At 64.5% G+C, this 24,166-nt stretch carries 21 protein-coding genes; 8 read left to right on the top strand and 13 right to left on the bottom strand.

Annotated elements, in window-relative coordinates; genetic code table 11:
- The first annotated feature begins 27 nt into the window (after positions 1-27).
- Positions 28-1,407, top strand: a complete 1,380-nt coding sequence (locus G3T16_RS07270; RefSeq protein ID WP_163494473.1) for an SLC13 family permease — start codon at positions 28-30, stop codon at positions 1,405-1,407.
- Between the two features lie 36 nt (positions 1,408-1,443).
- Here the strand turns inward: G3T16_RS07270 and G3T16_RS07265 are convergent, their stop codons facing one another.
- From G3T16_RS07265 to G3T16_RS07250, 4 genes are all read right to left on the bottom strand, one after another.
- A complete protein-coding gene (locus tag G3T16_RS07265; protein ID WP_163494472.1) occupies positions 1,444-1,923 on the bottom strand; it encodes a peroxiredoxin in 480 nt (159 codons plus the stop codon).
- 88 nt (positions 1,924-2,011) lie between these two features.
- Complete coding sequence (locus G3T16_RS07260) at positions 2,012-2,668, bottom strand: TetR/AcrR family transcriptional regulator (protein ID WP_163494471.1); 657 nt, start codon at positions 2,666-2,668, stop codon at positions 2,012-2,014.
- A gap of 8 nt (positions 2,669-2,676) precedes the next feature.
- Positions 2,677-3,156: a phasin family protein gene (locus G3T16_RS07255; protein ID WP_163494470.1), complete on the bottom strand. Its 480-nt coding sequence runs from the start codon at positions 3,154-3,156 to the stop codon at positions 2,677-2,679.
- Positions 3,157-3,276: 120 nt separating this feature from the next.
- Positions 3,277-3,753, bottom strand: a complete 477-nt coding sequence (locus G3T16_RS07250; RefSeq protein ID WP_163494469.1) for a hypothetical protein — start codon at positions 3,751-3,753, stop codon at positions 3,277-3,279.
- A 135-nt stretch (positions 3,754-3,888) separates the two neighbouring features.
- Between G3T16_RS07250 and G3T16_RS07245 the strand changes: the two genes are divergently transcribed.
- Positions 3,889-5,052 (top strand): efflux RND transporter periplasmic adaptor subunit, encoded by a 1,164-nt coding sequence (locus G3T16_RS07245; protein ID WP_163494468.1) that lies wholly within the window; start codon positions 3,889-3,891, stop codon positions 5,050-5,052.
- A gap of 34 nt (positions 5,053-5,086) precedes the next feature.
- Positions 5,087-8,203, top strand: a complete 3,117-nt coding sequence (locus G3T16_RS07240; protein WP_163494467.1) for an efflux RND transporter permease subunit — start codon at positions 5,087-5,089, stop codon at positions 8,201-8,203.
- 20 nt (positions 8,204-8,223) lie between these two features.
- Here G3T16_RS07240 and G3T16_RS07235 read toward each other — a convergent pair whose 3' ends face one another.
- Positions 8,224-9,783: a phosphoenolpyruvate carboxykinase gene (locus G3T16_RS07235; RefSeq protein ID WP_163494466.1), complete on the bottom strand. Its 1,560-nt coding sequence runs from the start codon at positions 9,781-9,783 to the stop codon at positions 8,224-8,226.
- A gap of 244 nt (positions 9,784-10,027) precedes the next feature.
- On the opposite strand from G3T16_RS07235, the gene G3T16_RS07230 reads away from it, so the two are divergent.
- The gene (locus tag G3T16_RS07230) at positions 10,028-10,303 is read left to right on the top strand and encodes a polyhydroxyalkanoic acid system family protein (protein ID WP_232059356.1); all 276 of its coding nucleotides are present in this window, start codon (positions 10,028-10,030) and stop codon (positions 10,301-10,303) included.
- A 133-nt stretch (positions 10,304-10,436) separates the two neighbouring features.
- Here the strand turns inward: G3T16_RS07230 and rpsT are convergent, their stop codons facing one another.
- Entirely contained in the window at positions 10,437-10,703 is a 267-nt protein-coding gene (gene rpsT, locus G3T16_RS07225) for a 30S ribosomal protein S20 (protein ID WP_163494465.1), read from the bottom strand.
- Between the two features lie 165 nt (positions 10,704-10,868).
- Between rpsT and G3T16_RS07220 the strand changes: the two genes are divergently transcribed.
- The 4 genes from G3T16_RS07220 (at position 10,869) to G3T16_RS07205 (ending at position 15,710) form a co-directional block, all read left to right on the top strand.
- A complete protein-coding gene (locus G3T16_RS07220) occupies positions 10,869-11,903 on the top strand; it encodes a tyrosine-protein phosphatase (protein WP_163494464.1) in 1,035 nt (344 codons plus the stop codon).
- A gap of 165 nt (positions 11,904-12,068) precedes the next feature.
- A complete protein-coding gene (locus tag G3T16_RS07215; protein WP_163494463.1) occupies positions 12,069-13,235 on the top strand; it encodes a 1-acyl-sn-glycerol-3-phosphate acyltransferase in 1,167 nt (388 codons plus the stop codon).
- Positions 13,229-15,367: an ATP-dependent DNA helicase DinG gene (dinG, locus tag G3T16_RS07210; protein WP_163494462.1), complete on the top strand. Its 2,139-nt coding sequence runs from the start codon at positions 13,229-13,231 to the stop codon at positions 15,365-15,367. The genes G3T16_RS07215 and dinG overlap by 7 nt, the downstream gene beginning before the upstream one ends.
- A 25-nt stretch (positions 15,368-15,392) precedes the next feature.
- Positions 15,393-15,710 carry a YqcC family protein gene (locus G3T16_RS07205; protein ID WP_163494461.1) on the top strand — a complete coding sequence of 106 codons (318 nt, stop codon included), beginning with the start codon at positions 15,393-15,395 and terminating at the stop codon, positions 15,708-15,710.
- A gap of 19 nt (positions 15,711-15,729) precedes the next feature.
- Here the strand turns inward: G3T16_RS07205 and G3T16_RS07200 are convergent, their stop codons facing one another.
- From G3T16_RS07200 to G3T16_RS07170, 7 genes are all read right to left on the bottom strand, one after another.
- Entirely contained in the window at positions 15,730-16,812 is a 1,083-nt protein-coding gene (locus tag G3T16_RS07200) for a GGDEF domain-containing protein (protein WP_163494460.1), read from the bottom strand.
- Positions 16,813-16,953: 141 nt separating this feature from the next.
- On the bottom strand, positions 16,954-18,129 hold the full coding sequence (gene fadA / locus G3T16_RS07195; protein WP_163494459.1) for an acetyl-CoA C-acyltransferase FadA: 1,176 nt from the start codon (positions 18,127-18,129) through the stop codon (positions 16,954-16,956).
- Between the two features lie 27 nt (positions 18,130-18,156).
- Positions 18,157-20,304, bottom strand: coding sequence for a fatty acid oxidation complex subunit alpha FadB (gene fadB / locus G3T16_RS07190; protein ID WP_163494458.1), 2,148 nt, complete (start codon positions 20,302-20,304; stop codon positions 18,157-18,159).
- A gap of 204 nt (positions 20,305-20,508) precedes the next feature.
- Positions 20,509-22,425 (bottom strand): SLC13 family permease, encoded by a 1,917-nt coding sequence (locus G3T16_RS07185; RefSeq protein WP_163494457.1) that lies wholly within the window; start codon positions 22,423-22,425, stop codon positions 20,509-20,511.
- 103 nt (positions 22,426-22,528) lie between these two features.
- A complete protein-coding gene (locus G3T16_RS07180; protein WP_163494456.1) occupies positions 22,529-23,521 on the bottom strand; it encodes a PA2778 family cysteine peptidase in 993 nt (330 codons plus the stop codon).
- Complete coding sequence (locus tag G3T16_RS07175; protein ID WP_163494455.1) at positions 23,490-23,861, bottom strand: PA2779 family protein; 372 nt, start codon at positions 23,859-23,861, stop codon at positions 23,490-23,492. Before G3T16_RS07175 ends, G3T16_RS07180 begins: the two co-directional genes overlap by 32 nt.
- 74 nt (positions 23,862-23,935) lie before the next feature.
- Complete coding sequence (locus G3T16_RS07170; RefSeq protein WP_163494454.1) at positions 23,936-24,121, bottom strand: hypothetical protein; 186 nt, start codon at positions 24,119-24,121, stop codon at positions 23,936-23,938.
- Between the last annotated feature and the right edge of the window lie 45 nt (positions 24,122-24,166).

Genomic DNA, 24,166 nt, shown 5'->3' with positions numbered 1-24,166 from the left:
GGTACACCCGCCGGCCTTGGCCGTCCGATGAAGCTGGTCCGAGACGTATTGCGCTACGGCACTCCGCCGCTGGCTCTGTTGTTGGCCTGGTTGCTGATCGAGGCGGGCTACAGCAGGGATATCGGGATAGTGGCAATGGTCGCGTTGTGGTGTGTGCTGTGGTGGGTGTTCGAGCCGGTGCCGATCCCGGTGACCTCATTGCTGCCTCTGGCGCTGCTGCCTTTGCTGGGGGTCTTGACTCCGGCCCAGGTGGGGCAGGCCTATGGTTCGCCGCTGATCCTGCTGCTGCTGGGCGGTTTTCTGCTGTCCAAGGCCATGGAGCACTCGGGGGCGCACCGCCGCATCGCGCTGGGCATGGTGAGTTTGGTGGGCGCCAACAGCAGCCGCCGGCTGGTGCTCGGATTTATGGTAGCGGCGGCTGCGCTCAGCATGTGGATATCCAATACTGCCACTACCCTGATGTTGTTGCCGGTGGCGCTGGCGGTACTGGATGCCACCGAGCAGCGGCGCGAGTTGGCAGCACCGTTGCTGCTGGGGGTGGCCTATGCCGCCAGCGTGGGTGGTATAGGGACGCCTATCGGCACTCCGCCAAACCTGATTTTCATGCAGGTCTATGAACAGACCATCGGCACCTCGATCAGCTTCAGTCGCTGGATGAGTTGGGCGGTGCCTGTGGTGCTGGTGATGATTCCACTGATGGCGCTGATGCTGACCCGGGGGCTGCCGGCTGTGATCTCAGTGCAACTGCCCCGGACGGGGCGTTGGCGCAGCGAGGAGAAACGGGTGCTGGCGGTGTTCGGTCTGACTGCGCTGGCCTGGGTGACTCGCAGTGAACCCTTTGGCGGCTGGCAGAGCTGGCTGGACCTGCCCGGGGCCAATGATGCCTCAGTCGCACTGCTGGCGGTGGTGCTGATGTTTGTGTTGCCCGACGGCAAGGGCGAGCGACTGCTGGACTGGGAGCGGGCCAGCACCATTCCCTGGGGGGTGCTGTTGCTGTTTTCCGGCGGGATTTGCCTGGCCAGCGGCTTCGTGGCCTCAGGCCTGAGCGCCGAGATGGGCGGTTGGCTGGCGGGAATGACTGCGATACCACTGTGGTTATTGCTGCTGTTGATTTGCCTGGTGGTGACCTTCATGACCGAGACCACCTCCAACACGGCCAGCACGACGCTGCTGATGCCGGTGCTGGCCGCGGCAGCGCTGGCCGCCGGGGTATCGCCCGAGCTGATCATGGTGCCGGCCGCAATGAGCGCCAGCTGCGCCTTCATGCTGCCGGTTGCCACCGCGCCCAATACCGTGGTCTATGGCAGCGGACTGATTACGACCGGCCAGATGGCGCGTGCGGGACTGCTCCTGAACCTGCTGGGGGCGCTGGTGATCAGCACCCTGTGCTATCTGTTGGTGGGCTGAGCCGCGGGGAGTACCGCGGCAACAACCGTGGCTACCCTACAGCAGTTTCATCATGGTTTCTGCCGAACTGACATCGACCCCACCACCCGGCTCCACATTCAGCTGGCTGATGGTGCCATCCTCCACCAGCATTGCAAAGCGCTGACAGCGCTTGCCCAGGCCGAAGCCGCTAGCGTCCAGTTCCAGGCCCAGAGCGGCGGTGAATTCGCCGTTGCCGTCCGCCAGCATCAGCAGCTCTCCGGCATTCTGGGCCTTGCCCCAGGCGTCCATTACAAAGGCATCATTGACTGCCATGCAGGCGATGGTGTCCACGCCGCTGGCCTTGATCTTGTCTGCATTGACCACGTAGCCGGGCACATGGGTATTGCTGCAGCCGGGGGTGAAGGCGCCCGGTACTGCAAACAGCAGCACTTTCTTGCCGCCAAATATCTCGTCCGTAGTAATGTTCACCGGTCCTTCCGCTCCCATGGTTTTCAGGGTGCAGTCGGGTATTTTTTCGCCAACCTTGATGCTCATGCCAGTCTCCTTTGCCGTTAGCGGGCTTGCCCGTGAGTGGGGATGATAACAGATGATTGCCGTCGTGGGCGGGAACCGGCCTGCGGCTTCAGGGCCTGGCTTGCTGCAGCATGGTAGCGGATATGGCCTGGCAGTCGCGATAAAAGGCAAGTTGGGCGTTGCCCAGATAGGGCGCGACCAGGGTCAGCAACTGCAGTACTCCCTGGTGGATGGTGAGCTGGGCGGAGCGCTGCCGGCACAGCAGTTGCTCGTAGCTGAACCAGAAGGTCAGGGTCAGACTCATGTTGTCCACCAGATTCTGCAATTGCTCGTTGTCGACGCTGATCACTGCCTGGTCCAGCAGGTTGCGGCCGATGGCCAGCAGGGTCTCGCGTTGACGCTGGAGCAGGCGCCGGAAGCTGCGCCGGATGTCGGGATAGCGCTGCAGGATGTTATCCAGGTTGTGATAAAAAAACCGGTACTGCCACATATCCTCCAGCACAACATAAAGGTAGTACCAGTTGTCCTCCACCTTGCCCGGCGTTCCCAGCGGGCGTTCAAGCGGCGCTTTCAGGGTCTCCCCCAGCGCCTGTTCGAACTGCGCAAACAGCTCCTGGATAATCTGGTCCTTGCCGCGAAAGTGGTAGTAGAGGTTGCCGGGACTGATATCCAGCACAGCGGCGATATCAATGGTCGTGGTGTGGGCCTCGCCCTCCTCGTTGAACAGGGCGAGACTGGCCACCAGGATCCGGTCCCGCGTCTTCATGGCGCCGCTCAGACCTGCTTGCGACTGCCGCTTCCGCCGCGGCCGGTGCCGGCGGCAGTCTTGCGGGCGGGAGCCTTCCTTTTTGTCGCCGGTTTGCGGCTGCGGCCGCCCTGGGCTGCCAGCGCGGCGCCCAGTTCGTCCACCTTGAGGGTAAGGCGGTCGATTTTTTCGTGCAGGGCCAGCAGATCCTCTCCGCGGGCGGGCAACTGCAGATGGAAGTTCTCCCGTACCCGGCTGATCCGCTGCTCTACCGACGTGCGCGCCGCACGGCTGTTGGACAGGCCCTTGCGGGCTTCGTCCTCCAGCGCGGCCCCGGCCTTGACCAGCTCGCGAAACAGCTTGGGCGTCTCCATCCCGGCTTTCTCCATTCGATCCTGGGCTTCGTCGACCGCCCGTCCGTAGGCGCCGACGCCCGCCAGCCAGATATTGCGGGCGATCTCGCTCGCCTTGTCCGTGACCTTGCTTTTATCGCTCTTGTCGTCGCTCATGGTCGCTCCTCGTTCGATTTCGGCCGACGCTGGCGTCTGCGCCGGAGGGAATCATTAAACCAGAACGGCGCCGCCAAGAGAAAGGGAGCGGGACCCCCCGTGCAGGCCGACCACCACTGCTCAGAAACCGGCGGAGGAACGCAGTCCGTCGAGGCGGCTGCGGGCCTTGCCCAGCCGCGCTTCCAGTTTGCGGCGGTCGGTGAGATCGGTCAGCTCAAAATTGGGCAATTCGAGCTCATCGATCAGGCTCAGAGCGTTTTTTTCCACCCTGGTGCCACGCTTGACCAGCTCAGTATAGGTCTTGCGGGCGGCCTTGCGCTGTGCCTGCAGCCGTGTTTGCAGGCTGTCCAGCCGGGCTTGCGCTCTATCCAGGGCTGTGCCGTAGAAACCCAGACCAGCCAGGAAGGCGTTGCGGCCCACCTCCTGGGCCCGGGTCGACAGGTCGGGAGTGGTCCGCCGACTGCCGCGTTTGGCGACGGTCTTGCGCGGGCCGGTCTTGCGGCTGGCGGTGGCCGCCGTCCGTTTGCGGGGAGCGGTCTTGCGTTTGGTGCTGGTCCTGGCGCTGGCCTTGGCGGCGGCAGTGTTGGGGGCAGCCATATCTGAACTCCTTGCTTCGTGTTGACGGTGTGTTACAACACCGGATGACAACAGATTACGGGGAATAATTAGAATGTTCCTACTAGAACAGGCCCTGCTGCGCTCAGTGCTCCCCTCTGCAACCCGGGGTTGCCAGTGAAGAAGTCGACAGTTCCACGCACGGCGCTGTATGCCGTTGCCGTGATGGCGGCGGGCCTGCTGGCCGCCACTCTCCTGTTGACCGGGAAGCCCGCCCCCGAGCCCAGGCCGCCGCCGCAGCGCGAGCTTCCCGCAGTGGATGTGATCGTGGCAGAGCCCGCTGCGCGGGAATTGAGTGTTAGCACCCAGGGTACAGTGCGTCCGCTGCGGGAGATCGATCTGATCAGCCGGGTCGCAGGCCGGGTGGAGTCGTCGGCACCGGAATTTGCGGAGGGCGGTTTTTTCCGCCGCGGTGACCTGCTGCTCAAGATCGAGGAAACGGATTACCGGTTCGCGATCGCGCGGGCCGAGTCGCAGTTGGCTGCAGCGCGGCAGCAGCTCGCGGAAGAAGAGGGGCAGGCACAACAGGCCCGGCGTGAATGGCGTGATCTCGGCAGCCCCCAGGCCAATGCATTGTTCCTGCGGGAGCCCCAGCTGGCTTCGGCCCGGGCGGCGTTGGCGGCGGCCGAGGCCGACCTGGGGGCGGCCCGGCTGGACCTCGAGCGCACCCGCATCGTGGCACCATTCAATGGCCGTATCAGTGAGAAACTGGCAGACAGCGGGCAGTATGTGATGTCAGGCAGTGTAGTTGCGCGGGTATACGCGACTGACACTGCGCTGGTGCGGCTGCCGCTGACCGACCGTCAGGTGGCGCTGCTGGATTTGCCGCTGCACTACCGTAGTGAGGAGGAGGCGGCGAAGCCTGCTGCGGCAGTCCTGCTGACGGGGACCTTCGGCAACCGCGACTGGCAGTGGCGGGGACGCATCGTGCGCACAGATGCCCGCATCGATGAAGACAGCAGGATGATCTACGCCGTTGCAGAAGTTGCCGACCCCTTCGCCAGGGAGCCCGGCAGCGACCGGCCGCCACTGGCGCCGGGCATGTTCGTCACTGCCAGGATCGCCGGCCGGCCGCTGGCGGCGGTTACGGAACTGCCGCGCGCCGCGCTGCGCCGCGAGGAGCAGGTCATGCTGGTGGACGCCCGGCAACAACTGGTACTGCGGGAGGTAGAGTTGCTGCAGAGTGCCGGGGGCCGGGTCTGGGTGCAGGGCCTGCGGCGTGGAGAGCGGGTTGTTGCGGACGCATCGGGCCCCTGGTGGTGGGCATGGAGGTGGCAGTGAACCGGGGCCGGGTGACGGCTACAGGGAAGTGACCATGGGCGGCCCGGTACACTGGTTCATCCACAACCCCATCGCCGCCAATCTGCTGATGGTGTTCCTGCTGGTCGGTGGACTGCTGGGAGTCCCCGCGCTGGACAAGCAGTTCTTTCCCGATATTGAAATCAACCGGGTGAGCGTCGCGATGGCCTACCCGGGCGCAGGTCCGCGGGAGGTGGAAGAGCAGATCTGCATTCGCGTGGAAGAGGCGATTCACGACCTCAGCGGGATCAAGGAGATCCGCTCGACCGCGCGGGAGGGCAGCGGCACGGTGGTGGTGGAGGCGGAGCCGGGCCATGACATGCAGCGCCTCACCGCAGAGATCAAGACCCGGGTGGATGCGATCGATACCTTTCCGGCGGACGCCGAACGCCCGGTGGTCACAGAGCTGGCCTTCCGTCACCGCATGGCCACCGTGACGCTGGCCGGCGATATTGGCGAGCTTGCCCTGAAGCAACTGGGTGAACGCCTGCGCGATGATCTGGCGGCGCGACCACATGTATCGGTGGTGGAGTTGGCCACGCCGCGCCCCTACGAAGTATCGGTGGAGGTGTCCGAGTATACCCTGCGCCGGCATGGCCTGAGCTTTGACGAGGTGGTGGCTGCGATCCGCGACTCCTCGCTGAATCTGCCCGCCGGCGCGATCAGGGATGTGGACGGGGACATCCGCCTGCAAACCCGCGGCCAGGCCTATGATCGCTACCAGTTCGAGCAGATTCCGGTGCTGACCCGGCGCGACGGCGGCAAGCTGTTGCTGGGGGATGTCGCCACCGTGATCGACGGTTTCGAGGAGCTGGACCGCCGTACCCGGTTCAACGGCAAGCCGTCCCATACGCTGTATGTATTTGTGACGTCCAACCCCGACACGCTGGCCACCAGTGAGACTGTCCACCAGTGGGTGGCCGAGGCTCGCCAGTGGTTGCCGCCCGGGGTGGAGCTGGAGGTCTGGCGCGATTCCTCGGTGCCGTTCAAGGCCCGGGTGGAAACCCTGTTGAAGAATGGTCTCGGCGGCCTGTTGCTGGTATTTCTGGTGCTGATGCTGTTCCTGCGGCCGCGGCTCGCAATGTGGGTGTGTGCCGGCATAGCGGTCGCATTCATCGGTACGCTGTTTGTGCTGCAATACACCAGCGTCAGCCTCAACATGATTTCCCTGTTCGCCTTCCTGTTGATTCTCGGGGTGGTGGTAGATGACGCGATTATCGTCGGCGAGTCGATACATACCTGCCAAAGCGCCGGCGAAGCGGGGACCCGGGGAGCGTTGCACGGCACCCGGGCGGTGACCAGGCCGGTGGTCTACGCCGTGATCACCACCATGATTTTCTTTGTGCCGATGCTGTTCATGCCGGGTGACATGGCCCGGGCTGCCTATTCGATTCCGATTGTGGTGATCATTGCGCTGACCCTGTCGCTGGTGGAGTGCCTGCTGATCCTGCCGGCTCACCTGGCCCATATGCCGCCCATGCGGCCCGCCCGTTTCGCCTGGCTGCGCCAACTCGAACAGCTGCGGCAGCGCAGTGCCGACACCCTGGGCTGGCTGGCGCGGCGGCACTATCGGCCCCTTCTTGTCCGTTGCCTGCAGCACAAACTGTTGGTGATCGCGGTGTTCCTGAGCCTGCTGTTCACGAGTCTGGCGGTATACGGCGGCGGCTGGCTGCGCACCGCCTTTTTCCCGTCGATCAATTCCGACCAGGTCCAGGCCGAGATCCTGCTGCCCGAGGGCGGTGCCTTCGCCGATACCCTGCGGGTGCTGCGGCAGGTGGAAGCTGCTGCCCTGCAGGTCAAGCGGGAATACAACCTGGATCCTTCATTCAGCGCGCGCGGGCCGGCGATCGGTCATATCGAATCGAGCGGCGATGGCAATGAGATAGAGGTGACTGTCGAAGCCCTGTCCCGGGCCGTGGATACCGGCGAGCTGGCCGCGCGCTGGCGCGAGGCCATTGGCGATTTGGGGCCGGTGCAGGACTTTGCGATGGACTACACTATCAACGAAAAGGGCAAGCCGATCCGGCTGGTGGCCGCGGCCCCCTCGCGCGAGGACCTGGAACTGTTCGCCGCCGACCTGCGCCGCGCGCTGCAGGCCTACCCGGGCATCTACAACATCAATGACAGCCTGCAGGCGCCGCGGGAGGAGATCGTGCTGGGCCTGAAGCCGGCCGCCGAGACCCTGTCGCTGAGTCTGGCGGATCTGGCACAGCAGGTACGGCAGGCCTTCCACGGCGCCGAGGTCCAACGCATTCCGCGAACCCGGGAAGATGTGCGGGTGATGGTACGCTACCCCGAGTCCGAGCGGCGCTCAGTGGACAATCTGCGGGAGATGCGGGTGCGCACGCCGGGCGGTGATGAAGTGCCGTTTGATGTTGTTGCCGAGGTGGATTACGAACCCTCGTACATGAGCATAGACCGCCTCAACCGCAAGCGAACGTTGGAACTCAGTGCTGATGTATTGCCGGGAATGACCGACCCGGGGGCGGTAGTGAACGCGCTGTTGAGCGAGCGGCTGCCGGGCTGGCAGCAGCGCTACCCCGGCCTGACCCTGGCGCTGGATGGCGAGTTGCAGGAGGAATCCGACTTCCTGGATGCGATGCTCAGGTACAGCCTGCTGGCGATGCTGGCGATCTACGCGCTGATGGCGGTGCCCTTCCGCTCCTATTTCCAGCCGCTGCTGGTACTGACAGCGGTACCGTTCGGGGCGATGGGGGCGATTTTCGGCCACCTGGTGCTCGACTGGCAGGTGAGCATGTTTTCCCTGCTGGGCGTTATCGCCTGCGCCGGAGTGGTAGTGAACGACAACCTGGTGCTGATCGACCGCATCAACCGGTTGCGGGCCGCGGGGCACCCGCTGCTGCAGGCACTGCTGCAGGGAGGGGAAGACCGCTTTCGGCCCATTGTCCTGACGTCGCTGACCACCTTTGTGGGCCTGATCCCGATCATGACCGAAACCAGCGTACAGGCCCAGTTTCTGATCCCGATGGTCACTTCGCTTGCTTTCGGGGTTCTGTTTGCAAGCGGGGTCACCCTGCTGCTGGTGCCCTGCCTGTACCTGCTGGGGGAGGAGATCGGCGCCGCCTTGCTGCGCCGCCGTCCGCCGCTACCGGACTCCATCGAGCCGCGGTGAGGCCGCTTCGGGCGAAGTCCTCAGCCGGCGCGAGGGCCGGCCGCGACTATGGCCTCGGCCACATCGAACTTGCGGATATTGTCCTGGAACAGCGCGGCCAGTTTGCCGGCCTGCTGGTCGTAGGCTGCGACATCGCCCCAGCTGTTGCGCGGGTTGACATATTTGGCATCGACGCCGGGGATGGCGGTGGGGAAGTCCAGGTTGAGGATGTCCAGGTGCTCGCGCGGCGCATTCAGCAGAGCACCGCTCTGGGCGGCGGCCACGATCGCGCGGGTCACCGGAATCGGAAAGCGTGAGCCCGAGCCTCCAGCCGCACCGGAGCCGCCGGTCCAGCCGGTATTGACCAGGTAGACCTGACTGCCGAAGTCCTCGATCCGCTTCATCAGCAGTTCCGCGTAATCGCTGGCCGGGCGCGGCATGAAGGGCGCCCCGAAGCAGGTGGAGAAGGTTGGGTGGATGCCGGCCTCGGCACCCAGCTCGGTGGAGCCGACCCGGGCCGTATAACCGCTGAGAAAGTGGAACGCGGCCGCTTCCTTGGACAGGATGGACACCGGCGGCAGCACCCCGGAGACGTCGCAGGTCAGGAAGATGACGCATTTGGGTTCGCCGCCCGCATTGGACTCGGTGCGCTTGGCGATATGTTCCAGCGGATAGCAGCAGCGGCCGTTTTCCGTCAGGCTGGTGTCGCTGTAATCCGCATGGCGCTGCTGGTCCAATACCACGTTTTCGATGATTGCTCCAAAGCGGATGGCATCCCAGATGACCGGCTCGTTTTGCTGGCTCAGGTCGATGGTCTTGGCGTAGCAGCCGCCCTCGATATTGAAAACCGAGCCTTTCGCCCAGCCGTGTTCGTCATCGCCGATCAGGTAGCGCTCCGGATCCGCCGACAGCGTGGTCTTGCCCGTTCCGGACAGGCCGAAGAACAGTGTGGTATCGCCGTCCTCGCCGACATTGGCGGAGCAGTGCATGGACATCACATCCTTCTCGGGCAGCAGGAAGTTCTGCACCGAGAACATCGCCTTTTTCATTTCCCCGGCGTAGTGCATGCCGGCGATCAAGACCTTGCGGCGGGCGAAATTCAGGATCACTACGGCGTCGGAATTGGTGCCGTCGCGGGCCGGATCGCAGACGAAGCCGGCCGCGTTCATCACCGTCCACTCCGGTTTGCGGCCCACGTTGTAGTGTTGCGGGCGGATGAACATGTTGCGGCCGAACAGGCCGTGCCAGGCGGTCTCGGTCACGACTTTCAGCGGCAGGTAATGGTCGCCGTGCTCACCTACGTGCAAGTGGGAAACGAAGCGATCGCGTTCCCCCAGATAGCCTTCCACCCGGTCCCAGAGAGCGTCGAAACGCTCGCTGTCGAACGGGCGATTAACCGCGCCCCAGTCGACGCTGTCCTCGGTGCTCGGTTCGCGTACGATGAAGCGGTCAGCCGGCGAGCGCCCGGTGCGGTTGCCAGTGGTGACCAGCAGGGCGCCGGTATCGGCCAGGATACCCTCATCGCGCTTGAGGGCCTCTTCTATCAGTTGCGACACGCCCAGATCAGTCAGTTCCCGGGGGTCGAGGTAATCAACGCTCATTCTTTGTCCTGTCGTTCATGCTGCCGCTTGTGCACCATTCTGGGGCAGGCGTCGCCGCTGTGGGTCGTGTAGGGGGCGCCATTATGGCAGAATCGGCCAGTTATGCGAACCAGCTGGTTGAAAAAATCGGGGCGGCCAGCGGCCCTGTCAGTGCAGCTCCACCGCTGCTGGGCTGGCCATCTGACAGGGAGCGGCGTAGTCTGTGACCGGACACAGGAAATCACTTAGAGGTCAAGTTGGCGTGATGGCTGGATTCCGGCTCAGCAAGCCCTACACCATGCCCGTCGAGGAGCTGCGCGAAGCCGCCCGGCAACTGGCCGCGAAACTGGAGCGCAAGCACGGGGTACGCTCCAGCTGGCAAGGTGACAATCTGCGGATTCGCGGTTCGGGCGTCGATGGCGAGCTCTCGTTCGGCGATGGAGTGGTGGATATCTCGGTGCAGCTGGGTCTGCTGGCCTCGGCCTTCCGCAAACCACTGCAGGCAGAGGTGCAGCGCTACCTGGATGAAATGGTGAGCTGAACCTGGCAGGGGGGCTTCGAACTGGACGTCTGCCGCGTCGTGGCAATCGGCTCAAGAATCGCAGCTACAAAATCGCAGACACAAAAAAGCCGGCTCCAGGCCGGCTTTTTTGCGGTGCCCCGGGGGTCGGGGTTCAGGCAGCGAGTGCCTTGATCTGACTGTTCAGCCGGCTCTTGTGGCGGGCCGCCTTGTTCTTGTGAATGATGCCCTTGTCGGCCAGGCGGTCAATCACCGGGATGGCGCTGGCGTAGGCGGCTTTCGCCTGCTCGGCATCGCCGGTGCCGATGGCAGCAATGACTTTCTTGATCTGGGTGCGCACCAGCGAGCGCAGGCTGGCGTTGTGAGTGCGGCGCTTTTCCGCCTGGCGGGCGCGCTTTTTGGCTTGTGGAGAATTTGCCACTGTTGACCACCTCGTGGATTCGGATATTCAGGGAGGCGCGATTATTCACATTCGACTGCTGCTTGTCAACAGCGCGGCGGCCGGGGATTCAGTCTCTGTGGGTTGCTGAGGTATACTCCCGCCCCGGCTTTGCCATCCATTTACCTGCCAGAGATTGTTCGTCCAATGCCACTGATTGCCGATGCCATTCATGTCTGGCGCGAGCCCGAAGGAGACTACCACGTGGAGTGGGCCGCCAGCCATCCCGCGACCCGGGTGACCGTTGAGCCCCTGACCCCGGCCGGACAGGTGAGCGCCCACTACGAAGAGACTGCCACACGGGCGCGGATCCGGGGGCTGCCACTGAACTGCCGCCATTTCTTCCGGCTGCGGGATCAGCACGGCAACGAGACGATTGTGACCGAACGCAAGCTGGGCATGCAGGGAACCCCGAACTTTCGTGATTTTGGCGGCTATCCCGGTGCGGATGGCCGCCGGGTACGGTGGGGCTACCTGTACCGCTCGGGGCACCTGTCCCGCCTCACGAACCGCGACCTGGATCTGCTCCAGAGCCTGGAGCTGGACCTGGTCTGCGATTTCCGACGCGACGATGAACGGCTCGCCAGCCCCAACCGGCTGCCGCCGTCACGCCCGCCCCGGGTAGTCAGCCTGCCCATTACTCCCGGCAGCAATGCGGCCGTATTTGCCCACGGCGAGCTGGATCTCGGCGGCCGCCAGCCCATGTTCGATTTCATGGTCGATATCAACCGCGATTTCGTGGAGGCGCAGGCTGCTACCTATGCCCGCATGTTCCGTGAAATCCTGGCCCAGCCCGACAGCCGCTTCCTGATTCATTGCGCCGCTGGCAAGGACCGTACCGGCTTTGCCGCGGCGCTGATACTGCTGGTCCTGGGAGTGCCGGTGGAACGAGTGATGCACGACTACATGCTGACGCGGCGCTACTATGACCCCGCGCTGGAGATCGAACGCCTGCGTCGCAAGTACGGGTTTGAGGATGTGCCTGCCGAGGCGGTGCTGCCCATGCTGGAGGTGCATGAGGCCTACCTGGCGCGCGCCTTCGATGCCATTGCCGAATACGGCGAGGTGACTGCCTGGCTGGAAGACGTCCTGGGCGTGGGGCCAGCGGAGCGCGAGGAGTTGCGCCGGCGCTACCTGGAGCCGGACCCGGGGAGCGCCCCGCAAGTCAGTGGTACCGGATGATGCCGCGCCCAGCTCCATTGTTCCTCTCAAAAGCGTAGACCTCAGGCCCGGCTTGGCAGTACCCGGCGACTGTCAGCGGGGCGGCGGTGCTGGCCGGATTGAGCGGATGACGGCGGCAGTGAATTTGGGTATCGTGGGCCGCTTCCCCCCACTGAGGACTGCTGCTTGAGCGACCCGTTTGCCGATATCCGCCCCTATCGCGATGAAGAGGTGCCGGAGGTACTCGATCGCCTGCTGGCCGACCGGGAACTGCTGGACGCCATTGCCAGCCTGCGGCTGGGCAGGCTGGCCCGGTTCACACCGGGGCTCTGGAGACGGATCCTGCAATGGTACCTGGGCCGGCAACTGCGCGGCGTGGCCGATGTACATGGCATGCAAATGGTCATCAAGCGCTATGTCGAGCGCGTCCTGGCCAGTACCACCGAGGATTTTTCAGTGTCCGGACTGGAGGCGCTGGACCCGTCGCGTCCCTGGTTGTTCATGAGCAACCACCGCGATATCGTGATGGACCCGGCCTTCACCAACTATGCCCTGCACCGGGGCGGCCACCAGACAGTGCGCATCGCGATCGGCGACAACCTGCTCAGCAAGCCCTGGGTGTCGGACCTGATGCGCCTCAACAAGAGCTTTATCGTCAAGCGTTCGCTGAATGGGCCGCGGGAAAAGTTCGCCGCCGCCCTGCAACTGGCGAACTATATCAGGGCATCGTTGCAACAGGAGCGGGTGCCTGTGTGGCTGGCTCAGCGCGAAGGCCGGGCCAAGAACGGCATCGACCGGACCGAGCCCGCGGTGATCAAGATGCTGGCGATGAGCCGGGACAAGCAGAGCGAGACCCTGGCAGACCTGGTGCGGAGCCTGGGGATCGTGCCGGTGTCGATTTCCTACGAACTGGACCCCTGTGATGGTTTGAAGGCGCGGGAGCTGTACCTGCGAGCCACCACGGGCAGCTATGCCAAGGCCGAGCAGGAGGATGTGAGCTCCATCGCCCGCGGCATTGCCGGCAACAAGGGCCGGGTGCATGTGGCCTTTGGCAGTCCGCTGGAGGTCGGTGACCTCGACACCGCCGAGCAGGTGGCGGCGGCAGTGGACCGCCAGATCATCTCCCACTATTGCCTGCACCCCACCAACCTGTATGCCTACCGCATGCTGCATGGCGAGGATGTGGCGGTGCCGCCGGACCTCAGCCGGGAGCAGGGCAGTGTGGACCGCGAGGCCTTTACCCGGCGGATCGACGCGCTGCCCGAGCCGCACCGCCCCTATGCGCTGGCGCTTTACGCCAACGCGGTGGCCAGCAAGGTTGTTCTGGCCGGGAGCAGTGCCATACCTTGCTGAGCGACCACGCCAAGGATCAGATCCGCCAGGCCTATGCCGCAGTCATTGCCGGCAAGGGCCTGGGCCCCCGCTGGGGCCAGCGCCAGATGATTGCGGAGATCGCCAATACACTCGCGCGGATCCCGCCGGGGGGGCGGGCCGATGCCGACAAGCCCGCGGTCTGTGTGATCGAGGCGGGCACGGGCACCGGTAAGACCATCGCTTACGCAATCACTGCGATACCGCTGGCCCAGGCGCTGAACAAGCGTCTGGTGGTAGCCACTGCAACCGTCGCGCTGCAGGAACAGTTCGTCAACAAGGACCTGCCGGACATCCGTCATCACAGCGGCCTGGAGTTCAGCTACACCCTCGCCAAGGGCCGGCGCCGCTATGTCTGCCTGTCGAAACTGGACCGGTTGCTGGCGGGCGGCGGCAGCGACAGTCTGCCGCTGTATCCGGATGAGTTCGAGGCGCCGCAGGCGGCCGAGGCGCTGCCTGTCTACACTGCGATGGTGGAGGCACTGGGTCGCGGCGAGTGGGACGGTGACCGCGACAACTGGCCCGGCCAGGTGTCCGAGCAGATCTGGTTTGGCGCCACCACCGACCACAGCCAATGCAGTGGCCGCCGCTGCCCCAATATCAGTCAGTGCAGTTTTTTCAGGGCCCGGGATGCGCTGCAACACGCCGATGTCATCGTCGCCAACCACGATCTGGTACTGGCAGATCTGGCGCTCGGTGGTGGCGCCATTCTTTCGGCACCCGAAGAGAGCATCTATGTGTTCGACGAGGGCCATCACCTGCCGGACAAGGCCCTGTCCCACTTCTCCAGCTTCTGCCGCCTGCACACCACCAGCCAGTGGTTGCAGGACAGCCGCAAACTGCTGGCCCAGGCTGCGGCCGCACTGGTGCCACTGACAGATCTGCAGCGTCCGCTGGAGTCTCTTCCCGGTATCATGGAGGAGGCCGGAACCAGCCTGCAGGTCGTGGAGCAGGCGGTCGCCACCCTGTTTGACGGGCAGCCGCCGGCTACCGGCCGCGGTGACGATCGCCAGCTGCGTTTTGCCCACGGCAGGGTGCCGGCCGTGCTGCAGCCGCTGGCGGCCGGGCTGGCGACCCAGTTCCAGCAGCTGGCCACCGGGCTCTCCCGGGTCGAGAGTCGTCTGGAAGAAGCGCTGGAGGAGGACGACGCCGGTCTGGAACAGGCGGATATAGAGAGCTGGCACCTGAGCATCGGTGCGATGCTGGGGCGGGCGGAGGCGACACTCGCGCTGTGGCAGGAGTATGCGGTTAGTGGCGAGGGTGAACTGCCGCCCAAGGCGCGCTGGATTACCCTGCTGGACAATGGCGGCCAGCAGGGCTTCGATCTGCGCTGCAGTCCTATCCTGGCGGCGGACATCCTGCAGGAATATCTGTGGTCGCGGGCCGCGGGCGTGGTAGTGACCTCGGCCACAATCACCGCGCTGAACAGCTTCGAGCGCTTCATTCTGCATTCGGGAGTGTCGCGAGATGCCAGTTTCAAGGTGGTGACCAGTCCCTTTGACTATTCCCGCGCGACCCTGCGGGTGCCGGCGATGGATTGCGACCCCGGTGATGCCGAGCGCCATACGGCCGCCATCATCGGCCAGTTGCCGCAGTTGCTGGATCGCCGCGAGGCCACGCTGGTGCTGTTTTCTTCCCGCCGCCAGATGCAGGACGTCTACCAGGGATTGCGCGATCAGCTGGGGGAATTGATCCTGATGCAGGGCGACGCCAGCAAGCAGGAGATCCTGCGCCTGCACCGGCAGGCGGTGGACGGCGGTGGCGGCAGTATTATTTTCGGTCTCGCCAGTTTTGCCGAAGGGGTAGACCTGCCCGGCGATTACTGCCGCCACGTGGTGATCGCCAAGATCCCGTTCGCCGTGCCCGACAGCCCCATAGAGGCAGCGCTGGCCGAGTGGGTGGAGGCCCAGGGGCGCAATGCCTTCATGGAGATCAGCGTACCCGACGCCGCGCTGCGCCTGTTGCAGGCCAGCGGCCGGTTGTTGCGTACGGAACAGGACAGTGGCCGCATTACCCTGCTCGATCGCCGGATACTGACCCGTCGCTATGGCCGGGCGATTCTCGACTCGCTGCCGCCGTTTCAGCGCGAGCTGGCGCCGGGGGCGGGGCGATGAGCGGCGGCTGGTGGCCTGCGAAACGATGAGGCGAACCGATGTTGCCGCAGTACTGATCGATATCGAGGCCCAGCTGCGGTACCTGTCCCTGTGGGAATCGATACCGCCCTCCGCAGAGGCGCTGGCCTCACAGGAACCCTTCTGTATCGACACGCTGACCCTGCCCCAGTGGCTGCAGTTTGTATTCCTGCCGACGCTGTACCGGCTGTTGGAGCAGGAGGCGAGTCTGCCCGAGCGCTGTGCCATCGCCCCGATGGCCGAGGAATACTTTCGCGGCTCTGCGCTCGCTACCTCCGGGCTGCTGCGGGCGCTGCGTCAAATCGATGAGCTGCTGACGGCGTGAGGCCGTCGGGTGATCCGGTTCAGAAAATGCTCGGACGGGCCTGCCAGACGGGTACGGTGTCCGGGCCGGTCTGCGGCGCGGATATCACCCGGTTGCGGCCCAGGTCCTTGGCCAGGTAGAGGCGTTCGTCAGCGGCCGACAGCAGGGCCTGCAGGTTGTCGCCGTCCACCCCCAGCTGGGCCACGCCTATACTCATGGTCAGCGCGATTGGCTGGCTCTCATGCACCAGTTTTCCGGCGGCCACCGCCAGGCGCAGTTCTTCGGCGACCTCAGTGGCCGTCGTACTCGTCGTGTTGACCAGCACGGCGCCAAATTCCTCGCCTCCCAATCGTGCCAGCAGGTCGGTGGAGCGCAGGCGCCGTTGCATCAGTTCCGCAGCATGCACCAGTGCCCGGTCACCCGCCTCATGTCCGAACTGGTCATTCACCCGCTTGAAGTAATCCAGGTCGATGACCAGCAGGGCCAGCGGCTGCTGCTCCCGCAGCGCCCGTTTCTGCTCCCGGTGGAAGAACACGGTCAACCCGGCCCGGTTCGCCAGCCCCGTCAGGAAGTCGGTCCGTGCTGCCTGCAGCAACTGGAGTTCCGAACGTTCCCTGCTGATTTCATAGGCGTGGGAGAATGCGATCAGGCAGATCGACAGCACCACCATGTTGGCGATTGAGCGGATATCCATCAGCTCCGGGTCGTGATGGTTGCGCAGCAGGAAAATCACTGCGGCAATAGCCATGAACACAAGGGATATCAGCAGTCCCAGGCGGCGTCCCAGCAGCAGGTGACTGACCAGCGGAATCAGCAGTACCCAGCCAAATACAGTGGCACTGGCCTGCGGCGTCCACAATGCAATCATCATTGCTACCAGGAACGGGAGAAGATAGGCGAGAATCCAGCGCTCGAGCAGCCGGGTGTGGCGCACCGCATACAGCAGGTAGCCTGAGTAGCCGGTCATCAGGAACTCGGTCACAGCGATCGGATAGGCGCCACGGTAGAAGTTCAGGGAACCGAAGAAAATGCCCCCCGCGATGGTGATCCACAGCAGCACCACCAATACCGCCCTGCGGTGCGGGCGGGCCAGTTGGTGCAGTGTCTCCAGCTGTGTGTCCATGTATGCCCTAGCCGTACGGCGGCAGCGGAGAGCGATTTGACCACAATTGCGCGGTGGAATAAACCGATAAACCGAGATCAGCCTGCCAGGTGACTGGCCAGGCAGGCTGTTATCGCTGCCGCGGCACGACCGGGTGGGCGTTCAGACCCGCTCAACCACCGTGGTAATGCCCTGTCCCAGACCGATACACATGGTGGCGACTCCCAGGGTGAGGTTCCGATCCTGCATCACGGTCAACAGTGATCCCGTGATGCGGGTGCCGGAGCAACCGAAGGGATGCCCCAGCGCTATGGCGCCGCCATGAACATTGACCCGGGCTTCCATGTCGTCCAGCAGATCCAGATCCTTCAGTACCGGCAGCGCCTGGGCGGCAAAGGCCTCGTTCAGCTCCACCATCTCGATGTCCTTGATGGTGAGCCCCAGCTTTTTCAGTGCCTTTTTCGTGGCCGGTACCGGGCCGTAGCCCATGATGGAAGGGTCGACGCCCGCCAGGGCCATGCCCTTGATGCGGGCGATCGGCGTCATGCCCAGTGCCTGGGCCCGTTCCGCCGACATCACCAGCATTGCCGAGGCCCCGTCGGACAATTGTGACGAGGTGCCCGCAGTCACGGTGCCTCCCTTGGGATTGAATACCGGCTGCAGTGAGGCCAGGCCCTCCAGCGTGGTGTCCGGACGAATGGTTTCATCCTGCTCCACCAGCATCAATGCGCCCGCGGCGTCGTGGCCTTCAATGGGGATGATCTCGCGGCCAAACTTGCCCTCCACTGTGGCCTTGTGCGCCAGCTGGTGGGAGCGGAAACCGAGCTGGTCCTGCTGTTCGCGGCCGATGCCGTGCAGCAGTGCCAGGTACTCGGCGGTCATGCCCATCATGCCGGCGGCCTTGGCCACGTTCAGCCCCAGCTTCGGGTTGGGATCCACGGCCTCCATCATCGGCAGGTGGCCCAGGTGTTCAACACCGCCTACCAGATAGATATCCCCCAGTCCCGCCATGATATTGGCGGCAGCCGTATGCAGCGCAGACATGGAAGAGCCACACAGGCGGTTGACCGTCTGGGCGGGAATGGTGAACGGCAGCTGGGCCCGCAGCACAATATTGCGGGCGATGTTGAAGCCCTGCTCTTCGCGCTGCAGCACACAGCCCCAGATCAGGTCGTCGATCTCGTTGACGTCCAGCTTGTTGTTGCGGGCCAGCAGGCCCTTGATCACGCCCACGGAGAGGTCGTCGGCGCGGACGTGGCGGAAGCAACCATTCTTGGACTTGCCCATGGCGCTGCGGGCGAAGTCGACGATAACGGCGTCTCTTGGATTCAGACTCACAGTAATTCTCCTTTGTTCACCCGTGGCTCAGTAATAGGTGGCGGCGTCGGCACGTTTGGCCTGCATGCCCTCGGTCAGCTCGTAGCTTTTGCCCAGATCGGCAAATTTCTGCGACGCCTCGGCGATGTAGTCCATACCCACTGTGTCCAGCCAGCGGAAGATACCGCCGCGGAAGGGCGGAAAGCCCAGGCCGTAGAGCAGGGCCAGGTCCGCCTCCGCCGGCGTGCCGACGATGCCCTCTTCCAGGCAGCGGGCCATCTCGGTAGCCATCGGCAGCATCATCCGGGCGACGATGTCCTCGTCCGCGAATTCGGTGCGCTCGCCGACCACCGGCGCGATTAGTTCGTAGCTTTCCTCGGTGGTGGTTTTCCTGGCTTTGCCACGCTTGTCGGGCACATAGTCGTAAAAGCCCTTGCCGTTTTTCTGGCCGTAGCGCTTGTGCTCGAACATCACTTCGGTTGCCGTCTTGAAGTCCAGTTTCATCCGGTCCGGGAAGCCCTCGGCCATCACCTCGCCTGCATGGACGCCGGTATCGATGCCGACCACGTCCAGCAGGTAGGCCGGGCCCATGGGCCAGCCCCAGCGTTCCATGACCCGGTCCACCACCTGGAAGTCAGCACCGTCGCGCAGCAGCTTGGAGAAACCGTCGAAGTAGGGAAACAGCACCCGGTTGACCAGAAAGCCCGGGCAGTCCTTTACCACCACGGCCTTCTTGCCCATCTTGGTGGCGTAGGCCACAGTGCGGGCGATGGCGGTATCGGAGGTCTTTTCGCCCCGGATCACTTCGACCAGCGGCATCGCGTGTACCGGATTGAAGAAGTGCATGCCGCAGAAGTTCTGCGGCCGCTGCAGGGCTTCGGCCAGCCGGGTGATGGAAATCGTGGAGGTATTGGAGGCCAGAATGGTGTCCTCGCTGACCTGTTGCTCGGTCTCGGCCAGTACGGCGAGCTTGACCTTGCGATTCTCGACCACGGCCTCGACCACGATGTCGATGTCTTCAAAGCCGGCGTAGCTCAGGGTCGGGTCGATGCTGGTGAGCACCTCGCCCATCTGGCTGGCGCTCATCTGGCCGCGGTCCACCCGCTTGGTCAGCAGCTTGTTGGCTTCCTTCAGCCCCAGGTCAAGGCCCTCCTGATTGATGTCCTTCATCCGGATGGGCACGCCCTTGTAGGCGGACTGGTAGGCGATCCCGCCACCCATGATGCCCGCCCCCAGCACCGCGGCCCGGGCCACCTTGCGGTCGGCCTTCTTTTCCCACCCGCGGGCCTTCTTGCTCAGCAGCTGGTCGGACAGGAACACGCCGACCAGGGCCGCGGCAACGTCGGTACTCGCCAGCTCGGCAAAGGCCGCGGCCTCCACCTTCAGCGCATCCTCCAGCCCCATGCCCCGCGCCTGCTCGATCACATCCACCGCCTTCAGCGGGGCCGGATAATTCCTGCCGGCCTGCTGCTGTACCATGGCCTTCATGGTAAAGAAGGCCATGGTGGCCTCGGTGTCGTTCATCGGCAGCGGGCTGCTCTTGGCACGCCGGCGCTCGCTGTAGTCGAGTTTGCCGGCGACGGCATTGGCGAGTGTCGCCAGCGCCAACTCGCGCAGTTGTTCCGGCTCGGCCACTGCGTCTACCGCGCCCACCTTCAGCGCATTGTCGGCGCGCTGATCCTTGGCGGTGGCGATCCAGGTCACGGCCTCATCGACGCCGATGATGCGCGGCAGCCGCACGGTGCCGCCCCAACCCGGCAGAATGCCCAGTTTGGTCTCCGGCAGGCCCACTTTGGCGGCGCTGCTCATCACCCGGAAGTCACAGGCCAGGCAGACCTCGAAACCGCCGCCCAGGGCGAAGCCGTTGATGGCGACGCAGCTGGGGTAGGGCAGATTCTGCAGGCGGTTCAGGTTGTCGTTGTTGACCCCGGTAAAGCCGCTTATCTGCTCGGCTCCGGCGCCGAACATGGCCGTAAATTCAGTGATGTCGGCGCCGACGATAAAGACCGGCTTGGCACTGGTGAGCAGCAGGCCCTTGAGACCCGGCTCCGCCTCCAGTGCATCCAGCGCTGCGGTAAGCGCATTGACCGTCGCCCGGTCGAGCTTGTTGACGGATTCTCCCTTCAGATCGAAATTGAGCTCGGCGATGTCGCCCTCGAGGCGAGTCACTGTAAGTGCGTCACTTTGGTAGATCATGTCGCTGTCCTGTGTCGGTAGATCGGGGAGTGGAGCGGCGCGGCCCCTGGGCCTGGGTGGCCGCGCGGCGCCGGAAACCAGCCATTGTAGCGGGACAGCGGGATGGCGTGAACCGTTAACGCCTGCCGCAGCCAATAGTCGCTATTCGCATGCCGCATACCTGCGCCGGCCCCGCCGCCGTTGTCCGTCGGGCTCAGATCGAGTCTACAGTGGCCAGATCACCAGCAACAGCGGAATACTGACCGCGGTGACCAGAATTTCCAGGGGCAGGCCCAGGCGCCAGTAGTCGCCGAAATGAAAGCCGCCCGGTCCCAGGATCAGGGTGTTGTTCTGGTGCCCGATCGGCGTCAGGAAGGCGCAGGAGGCACCTATCGCCACCGCCATCAGAAAGGAGTCCGGGTTCACCCCCAGGGCGCTGGCGGTACCGATGGCGATAGGACACATCACCGCGGCCGTGGCCGCGTTGTTCATCAAATCGGACAGGAACATCGTCACCACCAGAATCAGTGCCAGCGCAGTGACATCATGTTCCTGGGCAACCGAGGTCAGCAGAAAGCGGGCGATCAGGTCGGCGGTACCGGTGGCCTCCATCGCCGCAGCCACCGGTATCAGTGCCGCCAGCAGCACGATCACCGGCCAGTCGATGGCGTCGTATACGCTGCGGGGGGGTACCGTACGCAGCGCCATCGAGGCCAGCATGCCGAGGGCGAAGGCGATGGCCGCGGGCAACAGGCCGACAGCCGCGGCAGCTACCGCCAGCCCCATGATGCCGGTCGAAACCAGCGCCTTGCGTTTGTTGGGGATGCGCAGGTTGCGTTCCGCCAGCGGTACACAGCCGGAATCGGCGGCGAATTCGGCGATGGACTCAGCGGGGCCCTGCATCAGCAACAGATCGCCGGGAGCGATCCGCAACGTGCGCAGGCGGGTACGGGAGCGGGCTCCTTCGCGCGACACCGCCAGCAGATTGAGGCCGTAGCGGCTGCGCAACTGGATATCACTGGCCGAGCGGCCTGCAATCGAGGCGCCCGGCAGTACTACCAGTTCGGTCAGTACGATCTCCTCTGAGACGGGGGCCGCCTCGTCTTTCTCCGCTTCCGCTGTTTCCGCTTCCTCCCCTGCAGAAAAGCTGGCCGGCAAGGGTTCTGCAGAGCCATTCGCGGGTTGTGACTGTTTTGTATCGGGGCGCGGGTCCTGTTCGTCCTGTTCCGCTTCCGCTTCGTTCTTTTCCGGCTTGACGGATTCCTCCAGCTTCAGGCCCAGGCTGGACAGGAGGTTGGCGAGGGCGTCGACCTCCGCCTCGATGACCAGAATGTCCCCCGTCCGGATCAGGCGGCCCGACTGGGGTGCGGTCAGCCGCACCTCATTGCGCACCAGGCCAATGACCTGGCCGCCCACTTCGTCAAGCTCCGCCTCGATGGCACGCAGGGTCATGCCCGCGGCCTTGCTCTTGTCCTTTACCCTGGCTTCGGTCAGGTAGGCCCCCGTTTCAAAGTCGCCGGCCCCCTGTTGGCGGCGCACCGGGACCAGCCGCCAACCCAGCAGTACCACGAAGAGGACGCCCAGGACTGCGACAGTCAGTCCCACCGGAGTGAAATCGAACATGGCAAAGCTGCCGGCGCCGGTCTCGCTGCGAAAGCCCGCCACGATCAGGTTTGGTGGCGTGCCGATCATGGTGGTCATGCCGCCGAGGATGGTGCCGAAGGCCAGCGGCATCAGCACCCGCCCCGGCGGCAATTCCAGGCGCTTGGCCAGTTGTATCGCCACAGGCATCAACAGGGCCATCGCACCGACATTGTTCATGAAACCCGACAGCGCGGCACCGAGGCCGACCAGGGCCGCCAGGCTCAGCGCAGCGCCGGCATTTTTGGGCAGTGCGTAGCGGGCCAGTGCATCCACCGCACCGGAGGTCTGCAGGCCGCGGCTCAGTACCAGTACACAGGCTACCGTGATCACCGCTGGATGACCGAAACCATCGAAGGCCTTGCCCGGGTCGATCAGGCCCGCCAGCACACAGGCCAGCAGTGAACCCAGCGCCACCATGTCATGGCGCCAGCGCCCCCACAGGAACATGCCGACAGTGGCCAGCAGGATGGCCAGAATCAGGGTCTGGTCGCCATTCATCTGAGGGTGCAGGGCATGGACAGAGAGATCCTTGGCGAGCGGAAATGAAAGGCCAATGCTACACCACGGTGCAGATCTTTGCTCAAGTCCTGCGCGCCATGGTTCAGGGAAGCAAGCTGCCGCAGACTTCCGCTTCGCTGCCTGCGCGGCGGGGATGAGCGTCGATTTCCGCCGCAGTGGTGCGCACAGCGGCAGTCGTCGCAGTCGGGCTGGCACCGGTGCCGAGGCGCTCCAGTGCCGGCCCCAATACCTGCTCCGCCTGTTGCGGGCAGTCACTGTTCAGCAGCAGATCGGCAAAGTTGTTGCGGGCGGCGAGATGGCCTGGCTGCTGTTGCAGCAGGCGGCGATAGAGGCTTGCGGCAGGCCGGGTCTGGCCCGCCGTGTAACGGGCGTTGGCGGCGCCGAACAGGACCGCCGGCTGCTCCGGCCAGTGCCTCAGGGCGGCCTCCCAGGCAGCCAGGGTCACGGCGGGCGCCATTCGGGTTTCATTGCCGGCCACGCTGGTGGCGACTGCATCGGCGGTCATTGCGGCGGGCAATTTTCCGGGGGGCAGCACTACCAGCCCCCAGTAATCGGCCTGCGCCCAGCTGGTCATGAAGCGGCGCCAGGACTCGCGGCGGCGTTGTTCGGTGCCGGAGCGCAGCAGCACTTCGCGCTGCTCTGGATCGTAGCCGACCACGACGGCGTAGTGCCATTGGGGCAGGGAACGCAGGCCGAAGTTCTGCAATACCAGCACCGGATGCCCGGCACCGAGCTCGGCAAACAGCGCAGGCGCCCCACCTTCAAGCAAAAACGGCAGGCGCTGGGCGCGGCGGCTGGCGGCAATCAGTTCCAGTTGCAGGCTGCCCTCCCGGTCGGGCAGGTAGACCTGTGGGGTGAGCTCGTCGGCGCTGGTGTCCACGCCGCTCCACGCCAGCACCGTCGCCAGCGCGGCGGGGCCGCACTGGTACTGCTGCTGGGGGAAGAATGGCACCGCGGTCAGTTCGGTCGCGGCCAGTTCAGGTGGCGGCGGCAACCGGCTGGCGCAACCTGCCAGCAGGGCCAGCAGCAGGACTGGCAGTAGCCTACAGCTTGGTGAAGACGTTGGTAACGCCAAGGACTTCCAGGATGATCAGGACCACGAGAATAACGCCCAGTACACCCAGCACGCCGCCGGCGGGCATTTCATCCATCTGTTGTGCCAGCAGTTGCAACTCTTCGGTCGACAGCGCGGCTACCCGCGCCATCGCATCCTCGGGATTGACCCCCAGCGCGATCAGCTGCTCCTGCACGGCGTCGCTGGCCAGCACCGCGTCGACCCGGGCCAGTTGCTGCTCCCGGGCGGAATCGGCGAAATGCTCGGCGCTGCCGATCATTGCGGCCTGGGCCGTGCCGACGGTGCTCGCCACCGTAAAGGCCAGGATCTGGATCAGAACGATAATACGTGCTTTCAGCATGGCTCTGTCTCGCATCAGTTTTAACGGATGTGTGGAGTATAGGCGGGAAAATGATTGGAGACAAAGTCGGCCCGCTAATGCAACACGCGGTCCGGCTGCATTTCAGCCTGCAGGTCTCCCTGCCCGCTGGCGGCTTCCTGCTGCACATAGTTGCGCAGGCGGCCGACCACGCTGGTCATCACATCGATGGTCTGGCTGATCTGGTCCAGTGCCATCAATACGGTTTCGCTGTCCTTGGGAGCCTTGTCCTGGTTGTCCATGTCAGATCTCCTCTCCGGCCTCGCCGTTCAGTGGATGGGTAGCGG

This window comes from Kineobactrum salinum (assembly GCF_010669285.1).
GTDB lineage: Bacteria > Pseudomonadota > Gammaproteobacteria > Pseudomonadales > Halieaceae > Kineobactrum > Kineobactrum salinum.
This window is presented reverse-complemented; position numbering and strand designations above follow the sequence as displayed.